The organism is Brevibacillus soli (assembly GCF_044759095.2).
Taxonomy (GTDB): domain Bacteria; phylum Bacillota; class Bacilli; order Brevibacillales; family Brevibacillaceae; genus JBIYSM02.
Window position 1 is genome coordinate 46,817 of record NZ_JBIYSM020000005.1, and the last position, 19,885, is coordinate 66,701.

Sequence of the window (19,885 nt, forward strand, 5' to 3'; positions counted from 1 at the left end):
ATGCGTATCCCGCAGATTCGTCTGGAGCAAACCTTTGCGCGATTAGGTCTGGATATTCAAAAAAGTGTACAAGAGATACAGCAGCCTCCTGCTGTTCTTAATCTGCGGCAGGAGGCGGCCATTTTGGAAATCCGCCAGCCGCAGGGTACATTAACAATAGATACAAGCGAAGCGCAGGCAAACATCGACCTGCGTGGACCGTTGCGTCGCACCAGAGATAATGCCCAATACGGTTATCAGAAGTGGTTGGAAGCGGTGGCGTTTATCAGTCAGTCAGGAGACCGTCTTGCCGCTATCGAACGAAAAGGGAATCCGATTGCGGACATTGCCTTTGAGGAGAGCGTTATCTACAACAACACGGAAATCATTGCGGCCGGCTCTCTAACGGGGGATGGAATCGAGATTCGTTATGAAGCGAAAAAGCCGATGATTGACGTTCAAGTTCGGGGGGTTCGCATGGATCCGGAAATCAAGAAACCGATCCACAATTACACGCCCGGCAAAGTGAGTGGGCATATGCTACAATGGAACAGTCTCAAAATCGATTTTGTGGGCTTATACGTGGACGAGAAGCGATAGGAAGGAGTGACACGAGATCCATGGCACATGTCCAGGAGATGACGAAACTGTTTTTTGAAGATGGAATACCTGGATTTCCGCATTTGCAATTCTTTCAGCTGCAGCAACAGGAGGCTAACAGCCCCTTTTTTTTGTTGACATCGATTGAGGATCCCAACGTTGAATTTGGCGTGATTGATCCGTTTTCCTTTTTTCCTGATTACGAGTTTACATTAAATGAGCAAGTCAAGGAGAGTTTGAAGATTACAGAGGAGGCGGCGATTGCCGTTCTCAACATTGTCACGTTACGTTCCGATGGGGAAGTGACTGTCAACCTCAAGGCTCCGTTGGTCATGAATATGGAAAATCGCATGGCCAAGCAAGTGATTCTCACCGAAGAAAATTACCAGGTCCGCCAACCGCTTTTTCATCTGCGGTCAAAAGCGGCCAGTGAGTAGGTGAGACGATGCTGGTGCTTTCACGCAAGAAAAACGAGTCGATCATGATCGGTGACCACATTGAGATCAAAATTATTGCGGTTGAGGGAGATACCGTGCGGATTGGGATAGAGGCGCCGCGTTCCGTCCTGGTACACAGAAAAGAGGTGTATGAGCTGATCAAAGAGGAGAATCAGTTGGCTACGCAGCGCAAAATGGACTGGGCCGCGGTCAAACAGTGGATAGCTGTTGAGAAGCCACAACCTGATGAGGAATAAGCATCCGTTTCGCTTTTTCTGCCAAGTTAGAAGTAACAAATTCTCAGGTTCTCGGATACATTGAAAAAAATATGCTGAATACAGCTTTTAAAACGTTCGTCTTCAGACCGAAGTCATAAAAACAGGAAAGCTAGTAAAGAAGTTTGGCTTTTAAGGCAGCCAACATAAAAAATCAATAAATAACCCTAAACTTGTCAAAAAAAAAGACCGATATATGTAATGTATGGGACAACCCAAGCGCGCGATTGGGCTTCTCCCTAATCAAATCGCTTCGCCACACGGACGTGGCGGAGATACATTCAAGGAGGAAATGAAATGATTATCAACCACAACCTAACCGCATTGAACACCTACAACAAGCTGACTGTGAACAACAGTAACGCATCCAAATCCATGGAGAAACTCTCCTCCGGTCTGCGCATCAACCGTGCTGGTGACGATGCGGCAGGTCTGGCAATCTCTGAAAAAATGCGTGCACAAATCCGCGGTCTGGATCAAGCATCCCGAAATGCGCAAGACGGTATCTCCCTGATTCAAACGGCTGAGGGTGCTCTGAACGAGACTCATGCAATTCTGCAGCGCATGCGCGAACTGGCTGTTCAAGCGAGCAACGGTACCTACACTACCACAGACCGTCAAAAACTGGGTGCTGAGGTAAAACAACTGGAAAATGAAATCAACCGTATTGCATCTCAAACCGAATTCAACACTATGAAGTTGTTTAATAGCCCTATCTCTGTAACTTTCCAAGTGGGTGCAAACTCCGGCCAAGTGATTAGTTTGGCTATTAATAAAATGAATGTAACTGCTTTAATCGGAATTAGTGGTTATGGAACTACTTTTAGTGCTGCAACTGCGTTTGCTTCTATCATTGCAGATATCAATAGTGCCATCAACACAGTATCTAAAGAACGCGCGAATTTCGGTGCGTATCAAAACCGTTTGGAGCACACTATTAACAACCTGAACACTGCTTCCGAGAACCTGACTGCAGCTGAGTCCCGCATTCGTGACGTAGACATGGCTCGCGAGATGATGAAGTTTACGAAAGATAATATCCTTGCCCAAGCTGCTCAAGCAATGCTGGCGCAAGCAAACCAACAACCACAAGGCGTTCTCCAACTGCTCCGCTAAAGCTAAGAAGAATCCAAAGAAAAAAAGCCAACCGATTCTCAGGTTGGCTTTTTTTAAAAAACATAACGAAAAAGAAATACGATGGAGGCAACCATGGACAAACAACTCGAAATGTTTCAGGAAAAGGTACTCCACATCTGTTACGCTTTCTATCGTTACGAAATTAATAACGGGCTAAGTCATTTGGAATCAATGATCCCGCAGCTTACCGAATTATTGAGTCAACATACGGTTCAAGGAGAGCATCTGAACGAAATCAATAATCTGTTGGAAATGGTCCTGGTAGCAGTAGAAAAAAAGGATTTTTTGATTGCCGCTGATCTATTGAAATATGAATTGCTCAAACGAATACTGAGTGTAAATAGCTATTCAGCGTAAAGGAGACACATATGACGTTTTTTAACAGAAATATACAATATTTATCCGATTACAATCAATGGCTGATTGAACAGATGGAAAGCATAAGCACAGATCACATTGATTTTATTCGCGTCGGAGAAGACGTCGTCTTTAAACAGGCCGACGACCATGGTAATGAATTTTATACAGCAAGTATTTACGACCCAGTGTTTGAAGCAGCACAATTTCTAGACGGCGTGAATTTTGACAACACCGGATATATTCTTATGGGAATGGGTTCCTCTGCTATTATTAAACAAATATTGGAAAACAAAACCGAAACAGCCTGGTTTTTAATTATAGAGAAAGATACCGCTCTTGTGAAAAAATTTTTGGAGGAGATTGATCTCTCCCCTTATCTCGAAGGGAAACTTCAAAGGATCATAATCCTCACCGAATTAATGGAAGACCTTTCTGCAGTTCTAAACCGCTATATAACCTCATTAGTGGGTTATTATTTTTTACGCACTGACCTATTGCGGACGTTTTCGAGTTATCGAAGGGGTGCACAATTTTATGAAAACACGATTGAAGTGATTGTCAATCATTTGCGCACTCACATGACGGCAATGGGTAATTCCTTGGAAGACACACTGATGGGGATGAGCAATGAATTGAAAAATGTTCCTATTGCTCTCAAATCTCATCGTATAAAGGATCTAAAAGATAAATATAGAGGCAAGCCAATTATATGTGTTGCGTCTGGTCCTTCTTTGGACAAGCAATTGCCCCTGCTTAAACGAGTCAAAGGGAAAGCGTTAATCATATGTGCGGAATCAGCATTCCGTGTCTTGTTGAAAAACGGTATTGCCCCTGATGTTGTGTGCATATTAGAGCGAGGCCCGAATTCCTACGATCTTAGTATAAAAGGAGTACAAATTCCAGAAGACACTGCGCTGATTGCATTGACGCTGATGGATGGGCGAATTCCGCGAAGCTGGAATCAATATGTGGTTCCAGTATTTAAAGAAAACATCGTCCACAGTCGGTTAATGAACCAAGCGCTTGGAGATATTGGCACACTTTATAATGGAAATTCGGTGGCACACCTAAATTATGCTCTAGCTCATCACTTGGGTGGCTCCCCGATCGTATTTATTGGTCAGGATTTAGCCTATTCAGAAGAGGGGGAGACGCACAGTAAAGACAGTTTTTATGTTAACCAGAGTGATATCGAGATGACCAGCGAGCAACGAAAACAAATTCAAAGCAGCTTGCAGAATGATCAGAGCTTTTTTAACAAAACAGTTTACGTTGACGGTTACTACGGTGGACAAGTCAAATCACGAGAGTTGTGGAGACAATTCCTGTATTGGATGGAACATATGATCAATGTTCTACCTGCTCAATTGGTGATTAATGCGACAGAAGGCGGTGCTGATATCAAAGGAACGGTGAAAATGCCGTTTAGAGAAGTGGTGGAGAGCTATTGCCAGGAAAGGATACAATCTATTCCGGACCTATTTAATGAGTTGCCACCCGTTTCATCCGAAGATGTAAGAGACAGACTCGAAAGCATGGTTAATTTTTTTAACGACCAATTGGGAGAGATGGAGCGTATCAGTCAGTTTGCAGAGGAGATTTTGGAAGCAGCACAGCAATTGCAAACAGAGTTGTCTGGTGAGTCAGTAAATACGATTGATTTTCTAGAGATGAAAGCGAGCCGGGTTTTACGCAATGTGGAACACTTGTTGAGGCAAATATTAAGTAATACGTTCCTTTGTTTCTTCTATCGTCCACTCCTATCCAACTATCACGTCAAAATGAATCCAATCTCCAGAGTATCATCTATCGAGCGGTTGCAGCAAATTTTGACACATCAAAGCTACTTTTTGAAACGAGTTATTGAGGGGAAACAACAAGTGATCGATGTTTATCGTGAAGGGATTCGCAACGCAGTTCTGGAACTTGGATACGACCCGGAGGAGATCTGTCTAAAGGTCCAGCCAAAGTGGGAACTGCCCGAGGATGAGGAAACAGAAGAGGAGGGCGTATAATGCATCAAGAATTGATCAATGAAACCCTGGAAAGCATGAAAGACTACGTACCAAAGCTGGTGGCTGCTTCGGAGAAGATTGCCCAAGACATTCAATCCCATCAGGGTGGCTGGGTAGATATCTTTATAGCGTATTCGGAGGGAATGGTTTGGTTGACGCAAGCCATAAGTGGCATTCAGCAACTGGATCAGCAGATACTCAAAGATTGGGACGTGGCGGCTTTGGCGCCGCTGATCAGTCAATTAAATATAGCATTGGAACAAGAGGATTTTGTCTCCCTATGCGACCTGCTGGAATACGAGATGAAGCCCTTGTTACTATCCTATGACGACAAGTTAAAGAGGTTGGTTCATTGAATACGTGGAGTCAGTACATACAACGGTCTAACATCCGATTGCAAGCACCAAAAGTGCAGTTGGAAAAAGCGAAAAATGGTGAGTGGACGGCGGCAGTTCAAGAGAACCAGGCTCCGCCATTTTTCCTGCACAGCCGTTATGAACCTACGAGTGAAGCTGAGAGGTTCGCTGAAGCGCAGCTTCGAAACATGGGAAAGGAAGAGTCAGATCGTATTATTTTATACGGTGCTGGTTGCGGGCATCACGTCAAGGCTCTCTTGAAGCAAACCAAGTCTGTAAATGTTTCCATTGAGGTATGGGAAACCAACGTATCTGCTTTTTTGCAAATGGAGCGGGCTGGAGTGTATGCGGAAATCCTGGAGAACACACGACTTAGGTTTGTTGTCTCGGAGGATCTGCATGTATTTTCTGAACGGGTAAAATCTTGGCAGGTGCATCAAATACACGTGATTGTTCATGAGCCATCCCTTCGTGCTATGCCGAAAGAGTTGGCATCTCTGAAACATGTATTGCAGGAATATCAAGTTCATCAAAATAGCTCAATAGCACACAGTGACTTATTACAAGATAACTTTAAGAGAAATAGCAGGAAAGCGTGGCCATCCGTTTCCGCATTCCGAGATTTTCCTCCTGTTCCGGTGATCCTTATTAGTGCTGGACCTTCTCTCACTAATTCCTTACCATTACTTCCGATAGTAGCAAAACATTGCCTTTTAGGAGCCGTTGGCACAGCGTTACCTATTTTGTTTCGCCATGGCATACAACCAGATTTTGTTGTCATGACAGACCCTCAGCCAGGAATGCTTCGCCAGTTGGAAGGGTGGGAGAACAGTAACGTTCCACTATTTTTCCTAAGTACACTATACTCGGAAGTGGTAGAACGATATTGTGGTCCCAAGTTTATACTTTTTCAAGAAGGATTTACACCTTCTGAGAAAGAAGCGTTGCTACGTGGAGAACCGCTCGTACATACAGGTGGATCTGTATCCACTACACTTTTTTCGCTAGCTCGATTGCTGGGGCTACATCCACTTTGTCTAATCGGCCAAGACCTTGCGTATACAAATGATCAAACTCATGCGGAAGGGACCCCACTCTTTCAGCGATGGAAGCATCAGGCAAAAGGAGAACGAGTAATTGCTTTTGACATGCAAGGGACGGTTGTAGCTCCCCGGAATTTGTTGATTTATAAAAAGTGGTTTGAGGAACAAGCGCGAAACAGCAGTGAGACCTTTTACAACGCCACGGAAGGCGGCGCCTACATCGATGGATTTACACACCTCTCTCTTTCTGATTTTTTGACCAAAGTACAAAATATTGATGTATCCGAAGTGCGTGAAGCGTTTCACCGTAGGGCTCGATTAACTTCTATGTAAGCAACTGGGAGATGGGAGTATGAATTACGAAGGGAAGAAAATATTAGTTATCGGCGGTACGGGAACACTAGGTCAGAAATTAACTCGATATTTGTTGGCGCAGAATCCGCGAGTAATCCGGATTATGAGTCGTGATGAATACAAACAGTACGAGATGCAGCAGGTATTTTCGGAACAGCAGCAGAAGCTGCGTTTTTTGATCGGTGACGTTAGAGACGGGCAAAGGCTTCAGCGTGCGATGGAGGATATCGATTATGTCTTCCATCTGGCAGCCATGAAGCATGTTCCGTTTTGTGAATATAATCCGTTTGAAGCCGTGCAGACCAATATCATCGGTACCCAGAACATGATTCAGGCCGCGATTCAGAACGGGGTAAAAAAGGTATTGTTCACTTCGACGGATAAGGCGATTGCACCGACAAATACATATGGAGCCTCGAAGTTGATGGCGGAGCGTCTCATCTCTGCCGCACAATACCAGAAGGGTCCGAAGCAGACGGTGTTCTCGTCCGTGCGGTTTGGCAATGTGATGGGATCGCGGGGCTCGGTTATCCCTCTTTTCTGTAAACAAATCCAGGAGAAGCGCATGGTAACGGTAACCGATCTGAACATGACCCGCTACATGATGACAATGACCCAGGCTGTGAAATTAATGCTCAAGGCCAATGAGCTTTCATTGGGGGGGGAAGTGTTCGTCTTGAAGATGCCGACGATCTTGCTGCGCGATCTTGTCGATGTTGTCATTGAGGAAGTGTGCGAGAAGTACGGCATTCGGGATGAGATTCAAATCAAGGAATTCGGCTTGCGTCCCGGTGAGAAACGGTACGAAGAATTAATGACAGAGGAAGAAAAACTGAACGCTTGGGAGCTTCCGGAGATGTTTATCATACCCAGCGCTTTCCAAGACAAAACGGAATCGTCACTATATCCCCATGCGATCAAAATGATGCACAGGGAAGTAAACTCTCATTCAGAAGAACCGATCGATCGGGAAACATTGAGAAGATGGATTCTGGAGGAACGTTTAATTTAAAAAGGGGAAGAAACCGATGCGCAATGTTGTGATCATTCAGGCTCGTATGGGCTCGACACGCCTTCCGGGAAAAGTGATGAGGATGCTTGCAGGCAAAACGGTACTGGAACATGTTGTCCAACGGGCATCGGCAATCCCGGGGATTGACGAAGTGGTGGTAGCGACGACGGTTCAGCCGGATGACGATGTGATCGTAGAAGAGTCTCGCCGTCTTCAAGTCCCCTTTCATCGGGGAAGCGAAGCGGACGTGCTCTCCCGTTACTATAAAGCGGCCATGCAGGCAAGAGCGGATGTCATCATGCGAATTACCTCCGACTGTCCCCTGCTGGATCCGGAAGTGTCAGGAATGGTATTACAGACGATGCATGAACATGCAGGGACGGATTACGCAAGCAATACTTTGGTACGCAGTTATCCGAGGGGGCTGGATACGGAGGTATTCACCTTTCAGGCGCTTGAAACGGCGTATCGGGAAGCGAATGAGCCCCACCAACGCGAGCATGTCACCCCCTATCTGTATGAAAATCCGGTGCGGTTTACCTGCAAGCCGGTGAGTGGGGAAGCTGACTATTCGCAGTATCGGTGGACACTGGATACGGTGGAAGATTGGGAATTGATCCAGCAGATCTATCAGGCGCTGTATCAGGATAAATGGTTTAGCTGGACAAAAGGGATTGAACTCATGCAGGCAAGACCGGATCTGTATTTGATTAACGGGCACGTGGAACAAAAAAGTAAATGATTAGCAGAAAAATGCCGATAACGAAATAGGAAGACTGGAGAGAGGTGACGTTTATGCCAGTAAGGATCACCGGTTTGGGTTCGGGATTGGACATTGAATCCCTCGTCAAGCAGCAGATGCAAGTCAAGCGTATTCCCATTGATACAAAACAACAAAAAGTAACGTGGCTTACCTGGCAGAGGGATGCTTACCGCGATATGAACACGCAGGTTTCATCTTTTCTGACAGAAACCCGCAAACTGACGATGGAATCTACATTCCTGGCGAAGAAGGCAAGCCTTTCCACGGATGATTCCCAGAAAGTAACGGTGAAGCCGAACCCGGGTGCGGTGAACGGCAACTTTACCCTGAAGGTGACGCAAATCGCCAAGAACGCCATGATGGCGAGCAGTGGCTCTCTTGGGGTGGCATCCGATACCACACAAGCAGTTGCAACGTCCAATCTTACTCTTACGGTCACGGGGGAGCTTGGCGTAAAGGCGATTTCCATTACGAACGGGGACAACATTAATCAGATTGTTTCAAAGATTAATGCGGAATCCGCCAATACCGGGGTGAAAGCTTCGTACGATCAACTCTCGGACAAACTGACGTTAATCAGCACGCAAACTGGTGATGATGCCATAATTCAACTTGATTCGAGTGACGCTAACTTTTTGAACAAGCTGGGATTGGCTGCCCTAGGAGCGACAACGACCGGTCAAGTTACCGGACAGGATGCCAAGGTAGATTTCAATGGCATGGGAATAACTTCTGTACGCTCCAATACCTTTACCATGAACAACATTAGCTTCACCCTATTAAAGGACCCTGCCACTCTGGGTGTGGCCGATTATACCATTAATGCCTCCATCACCTCGGATGTAGACAGTGTGGTCAATACGATCAAGGGTGTATTTGATAAATACAATGAATTGATCGCATCCATGAACAATAAATTGAACGAGCCTCGTTACCGGAATTATCTGCCGCTAACCGACACGCAGAAGCAAGAGATGAAAGACAGTGAGATCGAATTATGGGAGCAAAAAGCAAAGTCAGGCTTGCTGCGTGGAGACACTGTGATGAAGAGCGGGTTGGATAAGATGCGGCGCAATCTTGCCGATATTGTGTCAGGGATTGGTGCAGGCCAATTTGATTCCCTGGCTGATATCGGAATTACAACTACGCCATCTGGCGGAAGCAATTTGTATGCCTATCAGGAGAATGGAAAAATCTACATTGACGAAACAAAGCTGCGGAGTGCTTTGGAAACGTCGCCGGAACAAGTCGCTACTTTGTTTACCAAAGATGGTGCACGTGATGCGTCCGGCCGGTTGATTACAGGGCTGGATGCGGGGATTGGAACAAGATTGTACGAAACAGTGAATTCAGATATTATCAAGCGTTTAACGGAGAAAACGCAGATCGTACCAACGAAAAGTTATCTTCAGCGGCAAATTGACGATTATACGAGTCAAATTGCGAGAGAGGAATACGATTTACCCGCATATGAGCAGAAATTGTACAGCCAATATGCAAAATTGGAACAAGCGCTTAATCAACTTAACTCCCAGGGAGCTTATCTCAGCTCTTTTTTTCAGTAAGGGTAATGGAGGTACATTATGATTCAAACATCGGCGCACAACACCTATAAGAAAAATCAAGTGGGCACGGCTACTCCGGAAGATCTCACGCTAATGCTGTACGATGGCGCCATCAAGTTTATCAAAAGAGCGAAACAAGCCATTCAGGAGAAGCAATATAACAAGGCGCACGATCTAAACATGCGTGTCCAAGATATTTTAAGTGAGTTGATTATTACGCTTGACCGAAAGTATCCAATTGCTGAACAAATGCTCCTCCTCTATGATTACATGAAACGCCGTATGATTGAGGCAAACGTAAAGAAAGACATTGCAATCTTGGATGAAGTCGAAGGATTTTTTGTGGAGTTCCGTGATACGTGGAAACAAGCCATGATGGTCGCACGCAGTCAACAAAACTAGGGAGGTTGGCATGAAGATCGGAGTGGAAAACCTTTTTCAACAACTGATGGAGTGTACGGATGCTCTGATCGAGGCGTGCAATCGTCCTGTATTGGAAGAAACGGATGAGGATGGGATCGGTGTCATACTTAAAAAACGTGAACGACTGCTGCAGGCCTTAGGCGAACGGTTGACGCAAGAAAAGGCCCCTGACAAATATGTCGTTTTGTTCGAGAAATGCAAACAAAAGGAAAATGTGGCAGGGCAGCTTCTTGCAAGAGCGATGAATCATCTGTCACAAAAAATACGCGATACAAAGCATAGCCAGTCAGTTAGTACGAATTACAATGCCTACACTCGAATCATGCCTTATGGTGCCTTTATAGACAAGAAAAAATGATCAGGGAAAGCCAAAAAGGAAAGGAAGATCGAAGTGGAAATAAAGGGAGTGAATGCTGGCAAAGTAGACAATGGAAAGACGGACTTCGTATCAGAGCAACGAACGGACAATCGCCAGCAGGAAGAGGGTAACGAAGCTGTTCAGCCGGAGAAGAGTTACAGTAAAGAGGAAATTACCAAAGAGCTCAATCATCTGAATAAATGGTTGGAGTCAAAAAGTTCTCATCTTAAGTTTGTTCTGCACGATGAATTAAACAAATATTATGTGCAAGTAATAAACGATAGCACCAATGAAGTGATCAAGGAAATTCCTTCGAAAAAAATTATGGACATTGTCGCTAATTTTTACGAAAAACTAGGATTCATTGTAGATAGAAAAATTTAAAAATCCCCCAATGGGGGTTTTTCTTTCTCCAGATCAAGAAAGGGATTGATCCTGTGCACGTACTCTTTCGGGTTGATGCTTCTGTACAGATCGGAAGCGGACATGTCATGCGGTGTTTAACTCTGGCTGACGAGTTGAGACGGAAAGGTGCCTCCATCCGGATTATAAGCCGTGAACATCCAGGGCACCTGTGTGAATTCATTGAGCAAAAGGGGTTTCTTGTTAATAGGTTGCCTGACATGCCGGAACGTTCTTCGGACGAATGGTGGGAAATCGATGTTGATCAGACGAATGATCAGTTGAGAAACCAAAAGGTGGATTGGTTGATCGTCGATCATTATGGGATTGATTACAGATGGGAAAAAAAAGCACGCAGGTTCGCAGCCAATATTATGGTGATTGATGATTTGGCAGACCGTGCGCATGATTGCGATATTTTACTGGATCAAAACTTGTATGAAAAGATGGAAACACGTTACGATGGTTTAGTGCCTCATCAGTGCCTGCAATTGATAGGGCCGCGCTATGCGATGTTACGGGAGGAGTTTCGAGAGGCACGCAAGCTTGTTCGAAAAAGAGGTGGACGGGTTCGTCGGGTTCTACTCTTTTTTGGCGGGAGTGATCCGACGAATGAAACAATAAAAGCCATCGAGGCGATTAAGATTCTAAGGCTGAAGGATGTAATGGTTGATGTCGTAGTCGGCACATCAAATCCGTACCGAGGACAGATTGCCGAGCTGTGTGCAAACATGCCAAACACGAGGTTTCATTGCCAAATAACTTATATGGCGGAATTGATGTTACAGGCCGACTTGGCTATTGGTGCGGGCGGCTCCACAACATGGGAACGATGTGCGCTCGGTTTGCCCGCGATTACGGTGACTACTGCTGAAAACCAGATTCAAGTAACCCGAACGGTCGCTAAAACCGGGTGTATCATAGATGTGGGAACACATCAGGATGTATCCTCGGAAAAATTGGCGAGTGTACTTCAGACGCTGCAGCAGAACCCCGAAATGATTGCATCGATGAGTGAGGCATGTATCAGGGTCATGGGGGACATTGAGTCTGAAGGAGTGACTTCTGTCGCACAGGCCATTTTGAAGGGAGTAAACTACTAATGCCGCGTTTATCGGAATATAGCCTTCGAGCTTTCGTAGAAGCGGATCTGGAGCAGGTGTTACTGTGGAGAAACTCGGATAGAGTCAGACAGCATATGTATTCCGATCATCTGATCTCCTGGGAAGAACATGTCAATTGGTTTCACAGGATGCGCAATGACCACACGCATGAATGTTTGATCTTTGAATATCAGAATCGCCCGGTTGGAGTGGTTAGTTTTTCGAATATAGATACGAAACATATGAGGTGTACGTGGGGTTTTTATTTGGGAGAGACGGATATTCCCAAAGGCTCCGGACTGGCGATGGGGTTACTCGGTTTAAGCTACGGATTTGAAACGATAGGCTCAAGAAAAATTTGTGGAGAAGTGCTTGCAAGCAACGATGCCAGTATCAGATTTCATCAGAAGCTGGGTTTCGTTCAAGAAGGCCATTTTGTGAATCATATTTACAAGAATGGACATTTTGAAGATGTCTTGTCATTCGCCTGTTTTTCCGAAGACTGGGGAAAACACAGAGAAAATATCATGCAAAGATACTTTGTTGAAGAAAAGTAATGTTTCAATACTTTTGAAAAGGGGTCCCAGCATGCGAGAAATCAATGTAGCGCATAGGAGAATTGGTTCTGCGTATCCCCCCTTCATCATTGCCGAGATGTCCGGCAACCACAACCAGTCTCTGGAACGAGCATTGGAAATTGTGGAGGCGGCTGCCAAAGCGGGAGCACACGCCTTGAAAATTCAAACGTACACGGCGGATACGATGACAATCGACTACCAAAAAGGAGAGTTCTTTATTAACGACCCGAACAGCTTGTGGAAAGGAAAGTCCCTCTACGAGCTGTATCAGGAAGCCTACACCCCATGGGAATGGCACAAGCCAATTTTCGATCGGTGTCGTGAACTGGGGATGATCGGATTCAGTACGCCGTTTGACGAGTCTGCGGTAGATTTTTTGGAAAGTCTGGACGTGCCGCTTTATAAAATTGCCTCTTTTGAAAACATTGACATTCCGTTGATACGCAGAGTGGCTCGAACCGGAAAACCAATCATTATCTCCACGGGAATGGCGACAATCGCGGAAATCGACGAAGCGGTGCGGGCAGCAAGAGAAGAGGGGTGCGAAGATCTTGTCTTGTTAAAGTGCACCAGTACCTATCCGGCGTCTCCCGAAAACTCGAACCTCCTCACGATTCCGCACATGCGTCAGTTGTTCGATGTAGAAGTTGGCTTGTCCGATCATACGATGGGAGTGGGCGTTGCTGTTGCCAGCGTAGCGCTCGGAGCAACTGTGATTGAAAAGCACTTTACCTTGCGGAGAGCGGATGGAGGGGTTGACTCCGCGTTTTCTTTGGAACCGGAAGAGTTTCACAGTCTGGTCGTTGAAACAGAGAGAGCATGGCAAGGCTTGGGTAGAGTGAGCTACGGGCCGACTGAAAAAGAGAAGAACTCGCTTGTGTTTCGTCGATCCTTGTATGTGGTGGAAGACGTGAAGGCAGGCGAACCGCTGACGAAACAAAATCTTCGGGCCATTCGTCCGGGGCATGGGCTTCCGCCCAAGTACTATGATGTCCTGTTGGGAAAAAGAGTGAAGAGAGATATTCCGAAAGGTACGCCGGCAAGCTGGGATTTGTTCGACGAATAGGGAAAGGATGAAGAATGATGAACGTACTCGTTACAGGTGGAGCAGGGTTTATTGGACGATGGGTGGTAAAGCGATTGCTTGAGGACGGGCATCAGGTCTGGGTGTTGGATGATCTCTCAAATGGTCGTCGTGAAAATATTGCCGATCTGGAATCCCATCCCGGTTTTCGAGCATTCGTGCATGGTGACATAAAAGACGAGGGAACATTGGAAGAGCTTTTCCGGAACCAGTTCTCCATTTGCTATCACTTGGGAGCCAGCATCAATGTCCAAGACAGTATCGATGATCCACGTACCGCGTTTAACAATGATACGGTGGGGACGTTTTACGTATTGGAACAATGCCGCAAACACAACGTAAAAATGGTCTTCATGAGTACGTGCATGGTGTATGACCGCTGCACCGATGAAAAAGGCATTACGGAAGAGCATCCGATCAAACCTGCTTCGCCTTATGCCGGGGCGAAAATTGCGGGTGAAAATATGGTTCTCTCCTACTACTTTGCTTATGGCTTGCCAACGGTAGTGATTCGCCCGTTTAATACATACGGCCCGTTTCAAAAGACTGGTGGCGAAGGTGGGGTTGTCGCCGTTTTCCTCAAACGGAAATTAAGTGGGGAAACACTGAATATTTACGGAGACGGTACGCAAACTCGCGACCTGTTGTATGTGGAAGACTGCGCCCGGTTCGTTGTACAAGCGGGGTATTCTGACGCCGTTAACGGTCACATTGTCAACGCGGGGCTTGGGCGTGACATCAGTATCAATGATCTGGCGCTCATGATTGTGCAAGACCCCAAGAGCATTCAGCATGTGGAACATATCCACCCGCAGTCGGAAATTCAGAAACTGCTGTGCAACTATGAGAAAGCAACGCGGTTGCTCGGATGGAAACCGGAAGTTACCCTGGAAGAGGGAATTCGCCGGACGGAAGAATGGATTGCGTCTACCAACTTAATCTAGGGGGACGACCAGATGCTTAAGCAAGGGACTTTAGCCATTCACGGAGGAAAGCCGGTCCGAGACAGCTATCTGTCGTACGGGAGACAATGGATTGACGAAGAAGATATCCATGCGGTGGTAGAGACGCTCCGTTCTCCGTTTTTAACGCAAGGCCCCAAAATCAAGGAGTTCGAAGATCAGATAGCGAAGTCGACCGGAGCCAAGTACGCGGTTGCCTTTTCCAATGGAACTGCCGCTTTACATGCTGCTTGCTATGCAGCGGGAATCCGGCAGGGCGACGAGGTAATTACGTCTCCGATGACGTTTTCTGCGAGTGCGAACTGTGTGCGGTATTGTGGCGGGACGGTTGTTTTTGCGGATATTCACCCGGACACGTACAATATCGATCCCGCAAAGGTCCGCTCCCTGATCACCGAACGAACAAAAGCGATTATTCCTGTTGACTATACAGGGCAGCCGGCTGACCTGGATGAAATCATGGCAATGGCCAAGGAACATCATTTGGTGGTCATTGAAGATGCCGCCCATTCGCTTGGGGCCAGCTACAAGGGAAAACCCGTGGGAAGCATCGCCGATATGACCATGTTCAGCTTCCATCCGGTCAAGCACGTAACAACGGGAGAGGGCGGAGTCATTACTACGAATTCTGACGAATACTATCAGCGTTTGCTCTTGTTTCGAAGTCATGGAATTACGCGTGATCAGGCTCTCATGCAACATTCGCTTGAGGGACCATGGTATTATGAAATGGTAGACCTCGGCTACAATTACCGGATGACGGACATGCAAGCCGCACTCGGAATAACGCAACTGCAAAAGCTGGACAAGTTTGTCGCCCGGCGCAGGGAAATCGCAGAACGGTATAACAGCCAGTTCAACCGTCACCCTTTGACTACGATTCCATATCAAGCCGATGATCGGAACTCCAGTTGGCATCTCTACGTGATTCAACTGGAGTTGGAAAAGCTGAACGCGACCCGGAAAGAGATCTTTGATGCATTGGTTGCAGAAAACATTGGGGTAAACGTTCACTATATTCCCGTCCACTTCCATCCGTACTATCAAGCACAGGGATATCGGAAAGGGTTGGCACCGGAAGCTGAACGACTGTATGATCGAATTCTGACCTTGCCTCTCTTTCCGGCAATGAGCGATGATGACGTCAATGACGTTGTGGAAGCAGTTGAAAAGGTCCTTGCAGCTTACTCCTGATGTTCGTAAGAGAAAAGACGGCCTAGCACTCCACTAGACCGTCTTTCTTCTTCCTCTTTCACTCTACACCCTCACATCCAACCGCTGCCCCAGCGTCGGATGCGGAGCCCCCTGCACACCTGCCTGAGCCTTGGCGAAGTCCTCCAGCATGACCGTTGCCCCTGCCGCCTGGGTGGTCTGTGCCATATTCATGACACTGAGACTGACGGCGTGCTGAAGCGACGCCAGCTGAGCCCCCATGTAATTGCTGATATTCATCCACAACACCTCCTCCCAAATGATTCCTTATTCTTATCGGATTGGAATCACTTTTCTATGATTCAAGATTTTTTTGCCCCACTCCCCCTGCTATAATGAAAAGACAAAGGGAAGGTGTGGTCGGATGCAGGACGAAATTCTTTCATTGCTGTACGCCATTCGGGAAAATCAGGAAGTGACGAACTCCAAGCTGGATGCGTTGACATTGGATGTGCGTCGGTTGGAGGGGGAAGTTCTACAGCTGAAGGCAGATGTCGCCGAGCTGAAGCAGGACGTGGCAGTACTGAAGGCAGATGTAGCCGAACTGAAGCAAGACGTAGCGATTCTGAAACAAGACGTTGCGTCCTTTCAAACAGACATGGCTGAAACGAAAGAGGAACTCATCAGATTCAGTAATCGTTTTGAACGTTTCGAAAAACGCTTTGATGACATGGAAGCTGACTTCAAGGTATTGTATCAGGACTACCGCTTTCAAAAGCGGGACATCCAAAAATGGAAGGACGTGCAAGGAATCCTGTAACCGCCTGATCAGATAGTTTAGATACGATTGAAACGAGGAGAAGCATGTTTCCAGGCGGAGCGACTAGCGAAGCCCAGCCTAGCGGAACGGCGATTTCACGGGAAAAAGAAGCGCCACCTCTGAATAAAATGCGTAGCGAAGCGGCTTTGGCGCTTCCCCGTGAATCGTTGAGGAGCGAACCGTGTGCGCATCTTTGCAGGGCGTAGACCGGAGCGAAGATCGGGAACATGTTTCTTCCCACTGCATCAAATTTATCCACCCCTTGACGGTCGAGCAATCGGCCGTTTTTTTCTGTTTTCACTCTGTTATAATAAAGAACATTGGAACTTTTAAACATTTTTGTGGTGGTGAAAAAGAATTCATGCAGCTTTCAACAAACCGTCGTTCCCTCTTGCTGATCGGAGCCGTGCTGCTCATCTTTGTGCACGCCGTCTACCTGAACGGCAGCTTGACTGACTTGCTAAACATCACGGCCATCGAGTTGGTGGCGCTCTCCATCATCATTTCCTATGCGATCAAACGAAAGCACATCGACCTGCGCTCCCTGGCCCGCCTGCTGATCCACGGCCGGGAGGGCAATGTGGAGGAGACGATCAAGCGTTTCTACTACTACGCGCTCGTGCAGAAAGAGCAGGGCTATCTGGCGCTGGAGAAGGAGCTGCAGAACGAGAAAGACTCGTTCGTGCGTCGGGGCAGTCTGCTGGCAATCGAAGGGATGCAGGAGGACGAGCTTCGTCTCGTGCTGGAAAATGAGCTGAAGGGAGAGCAGTACCGCTACCAGCAGGCCGCAGGCTTTTTCCGCCTGATCAGCCTGTTGGCTCCGGGCATGGGGCTGGTGGGGACGCTGCTGGGGATGACGGGGGTGCTGGAGACGCTGTCCGACTTCACACGGACGGGGCACAGCCTGAGCTCGGCCGTCGTCGCGACGCTGTACGGGGCGCTTTTGGCCAACCTGTTTGCGCTTCCTTGCTACTACCGGCTGATGGACATCTTCGACCAGGAGATGTTCGAAAAGCGGCTGTATATCGAAGGCTGCATCAGCCTGCAGCGGATGGAGACGCCGCGCTTGCTCTTTGAAAAACTGAATTCGTTCCTGCCGGGGGACCAAAAAATGGTGCTGATCCGGGAACCGGGCAGCATGAAGGGGACGATCGAAAGGCAGAGCGAGTATGCAGGATGAACGCCTTTACGACGAGAAGGAACTGGAGAAAAGCTGGCTGATCAGCTACAGCGACTTGTTTACCTTGTTGTTTGTCATCATCGTGATCATTGCGGCGGCCCACTCGGCCAAGATCCAGGTGAAGCTGGACGAGGTGAAAAAGGCGGAGGCGGACCAGCAGGCCACCCTGGAAGAAAGCCACAAGACGGTGGATCTTCTTACGCTGCAAAAGCTGCAGCTGGAGCGGGAGATTCACCTGCTGGAAGCGAAGCGGAGGGAGCTGGTTTCCTCTATCGAGGCCATCGGGAACCGCCCGGACGAAGCCCAGCGCGACATGGATACGGTGAAGACGCAGCTGTCTTCCGCCCTGCAGGAATTGAACATCGACTTTGAGGAAACAGGTGAGGGCCTGATGGTTCGGCTGCCGGAGAGCGTGCTGTTTGCAAGCGGTTCGGCCGAACTCGAAGAAAAGGGGAAGAGCATCGTCGGCACGATCGCCGGAGTTCTTGAGCGATTCTCCCATCGGGTGCGCATCGAAGGCTACACCGACGACGTACCGGTCGTGCACAGCCCGTACCGTTCCAACTGGGAGTTGTCCTCGGCCCGGGCGATTGCGGTGATGCGTGAGATGGTAGACGGCCACGGTTTGCCTGCCTCCCGCTTTACGGTTGCCGGCATGGGGGAGTATAACCCGCTGTTGGACAATTCAAACGAACAAAACCGGGCACGCAACCGACGGGTGGAGATCGTGATTTTGGCTGACAAGGTGGAATAACCAGAATTTTTATCCTATAAAAACTTTTTTGGCGGAAGGATTCTTTCAGGATAGAGGAGAACTATCTCAGTTAGGATCTTTCCTTTTTCTTTTCGGGCATACTGGTTCCACTACTGCTAAAATTTACCATGATAGGCAAGGAACGGACCCGGTGTGACGAATAAGAAAAGTTATTCCCAGCTTGTGCACAAGCGCCTGTGGATAATGTGGACAACTTTGTGGAGAACGCAATTCACATGCTGTTTCCGTGTGGACAGGTCTGGGGAAAATGAACTACAAAACAAACACAGAAAGAAGTAAGGGGGTTTTTGCAAAGATGAAATTGGGTAAAAAGTGGTTTACCTCTTTGGTGCTTACCGTAGGGATCGGTTTGGTGGTCTCCGCTTGCGGAACATCTGGCGGTCAACAGTCCTCGGTAGGCGGAGCAGCTGGCCAAGGCGCCTCTGACAAGGTATACGTAGTGGGTACCGACGCGGCATATCCTCCTTTCCAGATGATGGAGGCGGATAAAATTTCCGGTCATGACATCGATGTAATGAACGCCATCGCGGAAGCCGCAGGCATCAAAATCGAATGGAAAAACACCGGCTGGGATCCGCTTTTTGACGGACTGGACAAAGGAACCGTGGATATCGGAATTTCCTCCATCACGATCACCGAGAAGCGCAAGGAAAAATACGACTTTTCTGAACCGTACTTTGAGGCAAACCAGCTGATCCTGGTTGCGGAAGACTCCCCGGTGAACAAGCTGGCTGATCTGCAGGGCAAGAAAATCGGCGTACAGTCGGCTACTACCGGTGAAGAAGTGGTGAAAAAGGCCTTCGGTGATACCTATGAGGGCATCAAGGGTTATGACGACATGCCGTCTGCTGTGGACGACTTCTTCAACGGCCGAGTGGATGCGGTGGTAGCGGACAACGGCGTGCTGCAGTACTACGCTAAAAAGATGACCGGCAAAAAGTACAAGCTGATCAAGGACGATTCCTTTGAGAAGGAATTCTACGGCATCATGCTCAAGAAAGGGAATACCGAGCTGCTGAACAAAATCAACCAAGGCCTGAAGACCATCAAGGACAACGGAAAACTGCAGGAAATCTACAAACAGTACTTCGGTCAACAATAGTCACTCGTCCAGTGCGGGTACGTCGAAGGACGTACCCGTTTCAATTACCA

Annotated in this window: 24 protein-coding genes; 23 read left to right on the plus strand and 1 reads right to left on the minus strand. The window is 47.5% G+C overall.

Annotated elements, in window-relative coordinates; genetic code table 11:
* The 19 genes from ACE99V_RS03270 (at nucleotide 1) to pseC (ending at nucleotide 16,000) form a co-directional block, all read left to right on the plus strand.
* Nucleotides 1-579 carry a DUF6470 family protein gene (locus ACE99V_RS03270; RefSeq protein ID WP_400489718.1) on the plus strand — a complete coding sequence of 193 codons (579 nt, stop codon included), beginning with the start codon at nucleotides 1-3 and terminating at the stop codon, nucleotides 577-579.
* 20 nt (nucleotides 580-599) lie between these two features.
* Entirely contained in the window at nucleotides 600-1,016 is a 417-nt protein-coding gene (gene fliW, locus ACE99V_RS03275; RefSeq protein ID WP_400489719.1) for a flagellar assembly protein FliW, read from the plus strand.
* 8 nt (nucleotides 1,017-1,024) lie between these two features.
* Nucleotides 1,025-1,273 (plus strand): carbon storage regulator CsrA, encoded by a 249-nt coding sequence (gene csrA, locus ACE99V_RS03280; RefSeq protein ID WP_400489720.1) that lies wholly within the window; start codon nucleotides 1,025-1,027, stop codon nucleotides 1,271-1,273.
* 315 nt (nucleotides 1,274-1,588) lie between these two features.
* Nucleotides 1,589-2,407 carry a flagellin N-terminal helical domain-containing protein gene (locus tag ACE99V_RS03285; protein WP_400489721.1) on the plus strand — a complete coding sequence of 273 codons (819 nt, stop codon included), beginning with the start codon at nucleotides 1,589-1,591 and terminating at the stop codon, nucleotides 2,405-2,407.
* A gap of 93 nt (nucleotides 2,408-2,500) precedes the next feature.
* Nucleotides 2,501-2,785, plus strand: coding sequence for a DUF8042 domain-containing protein (locus tag ACE99V_RS03290; RefSeq protein ID WP_400489722.1), 285 nt, complete (start codon nucleotides 2,501-2,503; stop codon nucleotides 2,783-2,785).
* An 11-nt stretch (nucleotides 2,786-2,796) separates the two neighbouring features.
* Nucleotides 2,797-4,803 carry a motility associated factor glycosyltransferase family protein gene (locus ACE99V_RS03295; RefSeq protein WP_400489723.1) on the plus strand — a complete coding sequence of 669 codons (2,007 nt, stop codon included), beginning with the start codon at nucleotides 2,797-2,799 and terminating at the stop codon, nucleotides 4,801-4,803.
* Complete coding sequence (locus ACE99V_RS03300; RefSeq protein WP_400489724.1) at nucleotides 4,803-5,159, plus strand: DUF8042 domain-containing protein; 357 nt, start codon at nucleotides 4,803-4,805, stop codon at nucleotides 5,157-5,159. The genes ACE99V_RS03295 and ACE99V_RS03300 overlap by 1 nt, the downstream gene beginning before the upstream one ends.
* Nucleotides 5,156-6,535 carry a motility associated factor glycosyltransferase family protein gene (locus tag ACE99V_RS03305; RefSeq protein WP_400489725.1) on the plus strand — a complete coding sequence of 460 codons (1,380 nt, stop codon included), beginning with the start codon at nucleotides 5,156-5,158 and terminating at the stop codon, nucleotides 6,533-6,535. Before ACE99V_RS03300 ends, ACE99V_RS03305 begins: the two co-directional genes overlap by 4 nt.
* Before the next feature lie 19 nt (nucleotides 6,536-6,554).
* A complete protein-coding gene (locus ACE99V_RS03310; protein ID WP_400489726.1) occupies nucleotides 6,555-7,568 on the plus strand; it encodes an SDR family NAD(P)-dependent oxidoreductase in 1,014 nt (337 codons plus the stop codon).
* 16 nt (nucleotides 7,569-7,584) lie between these two features.
* Entirely contained in the window at nucleotides 7,585-8,310 is a 726-nt protein-coding gene (locus ACE99V_RS03315) for a cytidylyltransferase domain-containing protein (protein ID WP_400489727.1), read from the plus strand.
* Between the two features lie 53 nt (nucleotides 8,311-8,363).
* A complete protein-coding gene (gene fliD, locus ACE99V_RS03320; RefSeq protein WP_400489728.1) occupies nucleotides 8,364-9,896 on the plus strand; it encodes a flagellar filament capping protein FliD in 1,533 nt (510 codons plus the stop codon).
* 18 nt (nucleotides 9,897-9,914) lie between these two features.
* The gene (gene fliS, locus ACE99V_RS03325) at nucleotides 9,915-10,298 is read left to right on the plus strand and encodes a flagellar export chaperone FliS (RefSeq protein ID WP_400489729.1); all 384 of its coding nucleotides are present in this window, start codon (nucleotides 9,915-9,917) and stop codon (nucleotides 10,296-10,298) included.
* A 10-nt stretch (nucleotides 10,299-10,308) separates the two neighbouring features.
* Nucleotides 10,309-10,677, plus strand: coding sequence for a hypothetical protein (locus ACE99V_RS03330; RefSeq protein ID WP_400489730.1), 369 nt, complete (start codon nucleotides 10,309-10,311; stop codon nucleotides 10,675-10,677).
* Nucleotides 10,678-10,710: 33 nt separating this feature from the next.
* Entirely contained in the window at nucleotides 10,711-11,061 is a 351-nt protein-coding gene (gene flaG, locus ACE99V_RS03335; protein ID WP_400489732.1) for a flagellar protein FlaG, read from the plus strand.
* Between the two features lie 53 nt (nucleotides 11,062-11,114).
* Nucleotides 11,115-12,182, plus strand: coding sequence for a UDP-2,4-diacetamido-2,4,6-trideoxy-beta-L-altropyranose hydrolase (gene pseG, locus ACE99V_RS03340; RefSeq protein WP_400489734.1), 1,068 nt, complete (start codon nucleotides 11,115-11,117; stop codon nucleotides 12,180-12,182).
* Nucleotides 12,182-12,739, plus strand: coding sequence for a UDP-4-amino-4,6-dideoxy-N-acetyl-beta-L-altrosamine N-acetyltransferase (gene pseH, locus ACE99V_RS03345; RefSeq protein WP_400489735.1), 558 nt, complete (start codon nucleotides 12,182-12,184; stop codon nucleotides 12,737-12,739). Before pseG ends, pseH begins: the two co-directional genes overlap by 1 nt.
* Nucleotides 12,740-12,770: 31 nt before the next feature.
* Complete coding sequence (gene pseI / locus ACE99V_RS03350; RefSeq protein WP_400489736.1) at nucleotides 12,771-13,826, plus strand: pseudaminic acid synthase; 1,056 nt, start codon at nucleotides 12,771-12,773, stop codon at nucleotides 13,824-13,826.
* Nucleotides 13,827-13,843: 17 nt separating this feature from the next.
* Complete coding sequence (locus ACE99V_RS03355; RefSeq protein WP_400489789.1) at nucleotides 13,844-14,788, plus strand: dTDP-glucose 4,6-dehydratase; 945 nt, start codon at nucleotides 13,844-13,846, stop codon at nucleotides 14,786-14,788.
* A 12-nt stretch (nucleotides 14,789-14,800) separates the two neighbouring features.
* On the plus strand, nucleotides 14,801-16,000 hold the full coding sequence (gene pseC / locus ACE99V_RS03360; protein WP_400489737.1) for a UDP-4-amino-4,6-dideoxy-N-acetyl-beta-L-altrosamine transaminase: 1,200 nt from the start codon (nucleotides 14,801-14,803) through the stop codon (nucleotides 15,998-16,000).
* A gap of 63 nt (nucleotides 16,001-16,063) precedes the next feature.
* On the opposite strand, the gene ACE99V_RS03365 is transcribed toward pseC, so the two are convergent.
* Nucleotides 16,064-16,258, minus strand: coding sequence for a putative motility protein (locus tag ACE99V_RS03365; protein ID WP_400489738.1), 195 nt, complete (start codon nucleotides 16,256-16,258; stop codon nucleotides 16,064-16,066).
* Nucleotides 16,259-16,382: 124 nt separating this feature from the next.
* Between ACE99V_RS03365 and ACE99V_RS03370 the strand changes: the two genes are divergently transcribed.
* The 4 genes from ACE99V_RS03370 (at nucleotide 16,383) to ACE99V_RS03385 (ending at nucleotide 19,835) form a co-directional block, all read left to right on the plus strand.
* On the plus strand, nucleotides 16,383-16,778 hold the full coding sequence (locus ACE99V_RS03370; RefSeq protein ID WP_400489739.1) for a hypothetical protein: 396 nt from the start codon (nucleotides 16,383-16,385) through the stop codon (nucleotides 16,776-16,778).
* Nucleotides 16,779-17,139: 361 nt separating this feature from the next.
* Nucleotides 17,140-17,958: a motility protein A gene (locus ACE99V_RS03375; protein WP_400489740.1), complete on the plus strand. Its 819-nt coding sequence runs from the start codon at nucleotides 17,140-17,142 to the stop codon at nucleotides 17,956-17,958.
* The gene (locus tag ACE99V_RS03380; RefSeq protein ID WP_400489741.1) at nucleotides 17,948-18,712 is read left to right on the plus strand and encodes an OmpA family protein; all 765 of its coding nucleotides are present in this window, start codon (nucleotides 17,948-17,950) and stop codon (nucleotides 18,710-18,712) included. Before ACE99V_RS03375 ends, ACE99V_RS03380 begins: the two co-directional genes overlap by 11 nt.
* Before the next feature lie 316 nt (nucleotides 18,713-19,028).
* Nucleotides 19,029-19,835, plus strand: a complete 807-nt coding sequence (locus ACE99V_RS03385; RefSeq protein WP_400489742.1) for a basic amino acid ABC transporter substrate-binding protein — start codon at nucleotides 19,029-19,031, stop codon at nucleotides 19,833-19,835.
* Nucleotides 19,836-19,885: the final 50 nt, after the last annotated feature.

Excerpts from the sequence above, each read along its gene's own strand:
- ACE99V_RS03365 (WP_400489738.1), bottom strand. The coding sequence starts at position 16,258 with ATGAATATCAGCAATTACATGGGGGCTCAGCTGGCGTCGCTTCAGCAC.
- ACE99V_RS03285 (WP_400489721.1), top strand. The coding sequence starts at position 1,589 with ATGATTATCAACCACAACCTAACCGCATTGAACACCTACAACAAGCTG.
- fliD (WP_400489728.1), top strand. The coding sequence starts at position 8,364 with ATGCCAGTAAGGATCACCGGTTTGGGTTCGGGATTGGACATTGAATCC.
- ACE99V_RS03385 (WP_400489742.1), top strand. The coding sequence starts at position 19,029 with ATGAAATTGGGTAAAAAGTGGTTTACCTCTTTGGTGCTTACCGTAGGG.
- pseH (WP_400489735.1), top strand. The coding sequence starts at position 12,182 with ATGCCGCGTTTATCGGAATATAGCCTTCGAGCTTTCGTAGAAGCGGAT.
- ACE99V_RS03295 (WP_400489723.1), top strand. The coding sequence starts at position 2,797 with ATGACGTTTTTTAACAGAAATATACAATATTTATCCGATTACAATCAA.
- ACE99V_RS03270 (WP_400489718.1), top strand. The coding sequence starts at position 1 with ATGCGTATCCCGCAGATTCGTCTGGAGCAAACCTTTGCGCGATTAGGT.
- ACE99V_RS03315 (WP_400489727.1), top strand. The coding sequence starts at position 7,585 with ATGCGCAATGTTGTGATCATTCAGGCTCGTATGGGCTCGACACGCCTT.
- ACE99V_RS03375 (WP_400489740.1), top strand. The coding sequence starts at position 17,140 with ATGCAGCTTTCAACAAACCGTCGTTCCCTCTTGCTGATCGGAGCCGTG.
- fliS (WP_400489729.1), top strand. The coding sequence starts at position 9,915 with ATGATTCAAACATCGGCGCACAACACCTATAAGAAAAATCAAGTGGGC.
- ACE99V_RS03310 (WP_400489726.1), top strand. The coding sequence starts at position 6,555 with ATGAATTACGAAGGGAAGAAAATATTAGTTATCGGCGGTACGGGAACA.
- pseC (WP_400489737.1), top strand. The coding sequence starts at position 14,801 with ATGCTTAAGCAAGGGACTTTAGCCATTCACGGAGGAAAGCCGGTCCGA.
- ACE99V_RS03380 (WP_400489741.1), top strand. The coding sequence starts at position 17,948 with ATGCAGGATGAACGCCTTTACGACGAGAAGGAACTGGAGAAAAGCTGG.
- ACE99V_RS03330 (WP_400489730.1), top strand. The coding sequence starts at position 10,309 with ATGAAGATCGGAGTGGAAAACCTTTTTCAACAACTGATGGAGTGTACG.
- pseI (WP_400489736.1), top strand. The coding sequence starts at position 12,771 with ATGCGAGAAATCAATGTAGCGCATAGGAGAATTGGTTCTGCGTATCCC.
- ACE99V_RS03290 (WP_400489722.1), top strand. The coding sequence starts at position 2,501 with ATGGACAAACAACTCGAAATGTTTCAGGAAAAGGTACTCCACATCTGT.
- ACE99V_RS03370 (WP_400489739.1), top strand. The coding sequence starts at position 16,383 with ATGCAGGACGAAATTCTTTCATTGCTGTACGCCATTCGGGAAAATCAG.
- ACE99V_RS03355 (WP_400489789.1), top strand. The coding sequence starts at position 13,844 with ATGAACGTACTCGTTACAGGTGGAGCAGGGTTTATTGGACGATGGGTG.
- fliW (WP_400489719.1), top strand. The coding sequence starts at position 600 with ATGGCACATGTCCAGGAGATGACGAAACTGTTTTTTGAAGATGGAATA.
- ACE99V_RS03300 (WP_400489724.1), top strand. The coding sequence starts at position 4,803 with ATGCATCAAGAATTGATCAATGAAACCCTGGAAAGCATGAAAGACTAC.
- csrA (WP_400489720.1), top strand. The coding sequence starts at position 1,025 with ATGCTGGTGCTTTCACGCAAGAAAAACGAGTCGATCATGATCGGTGAC.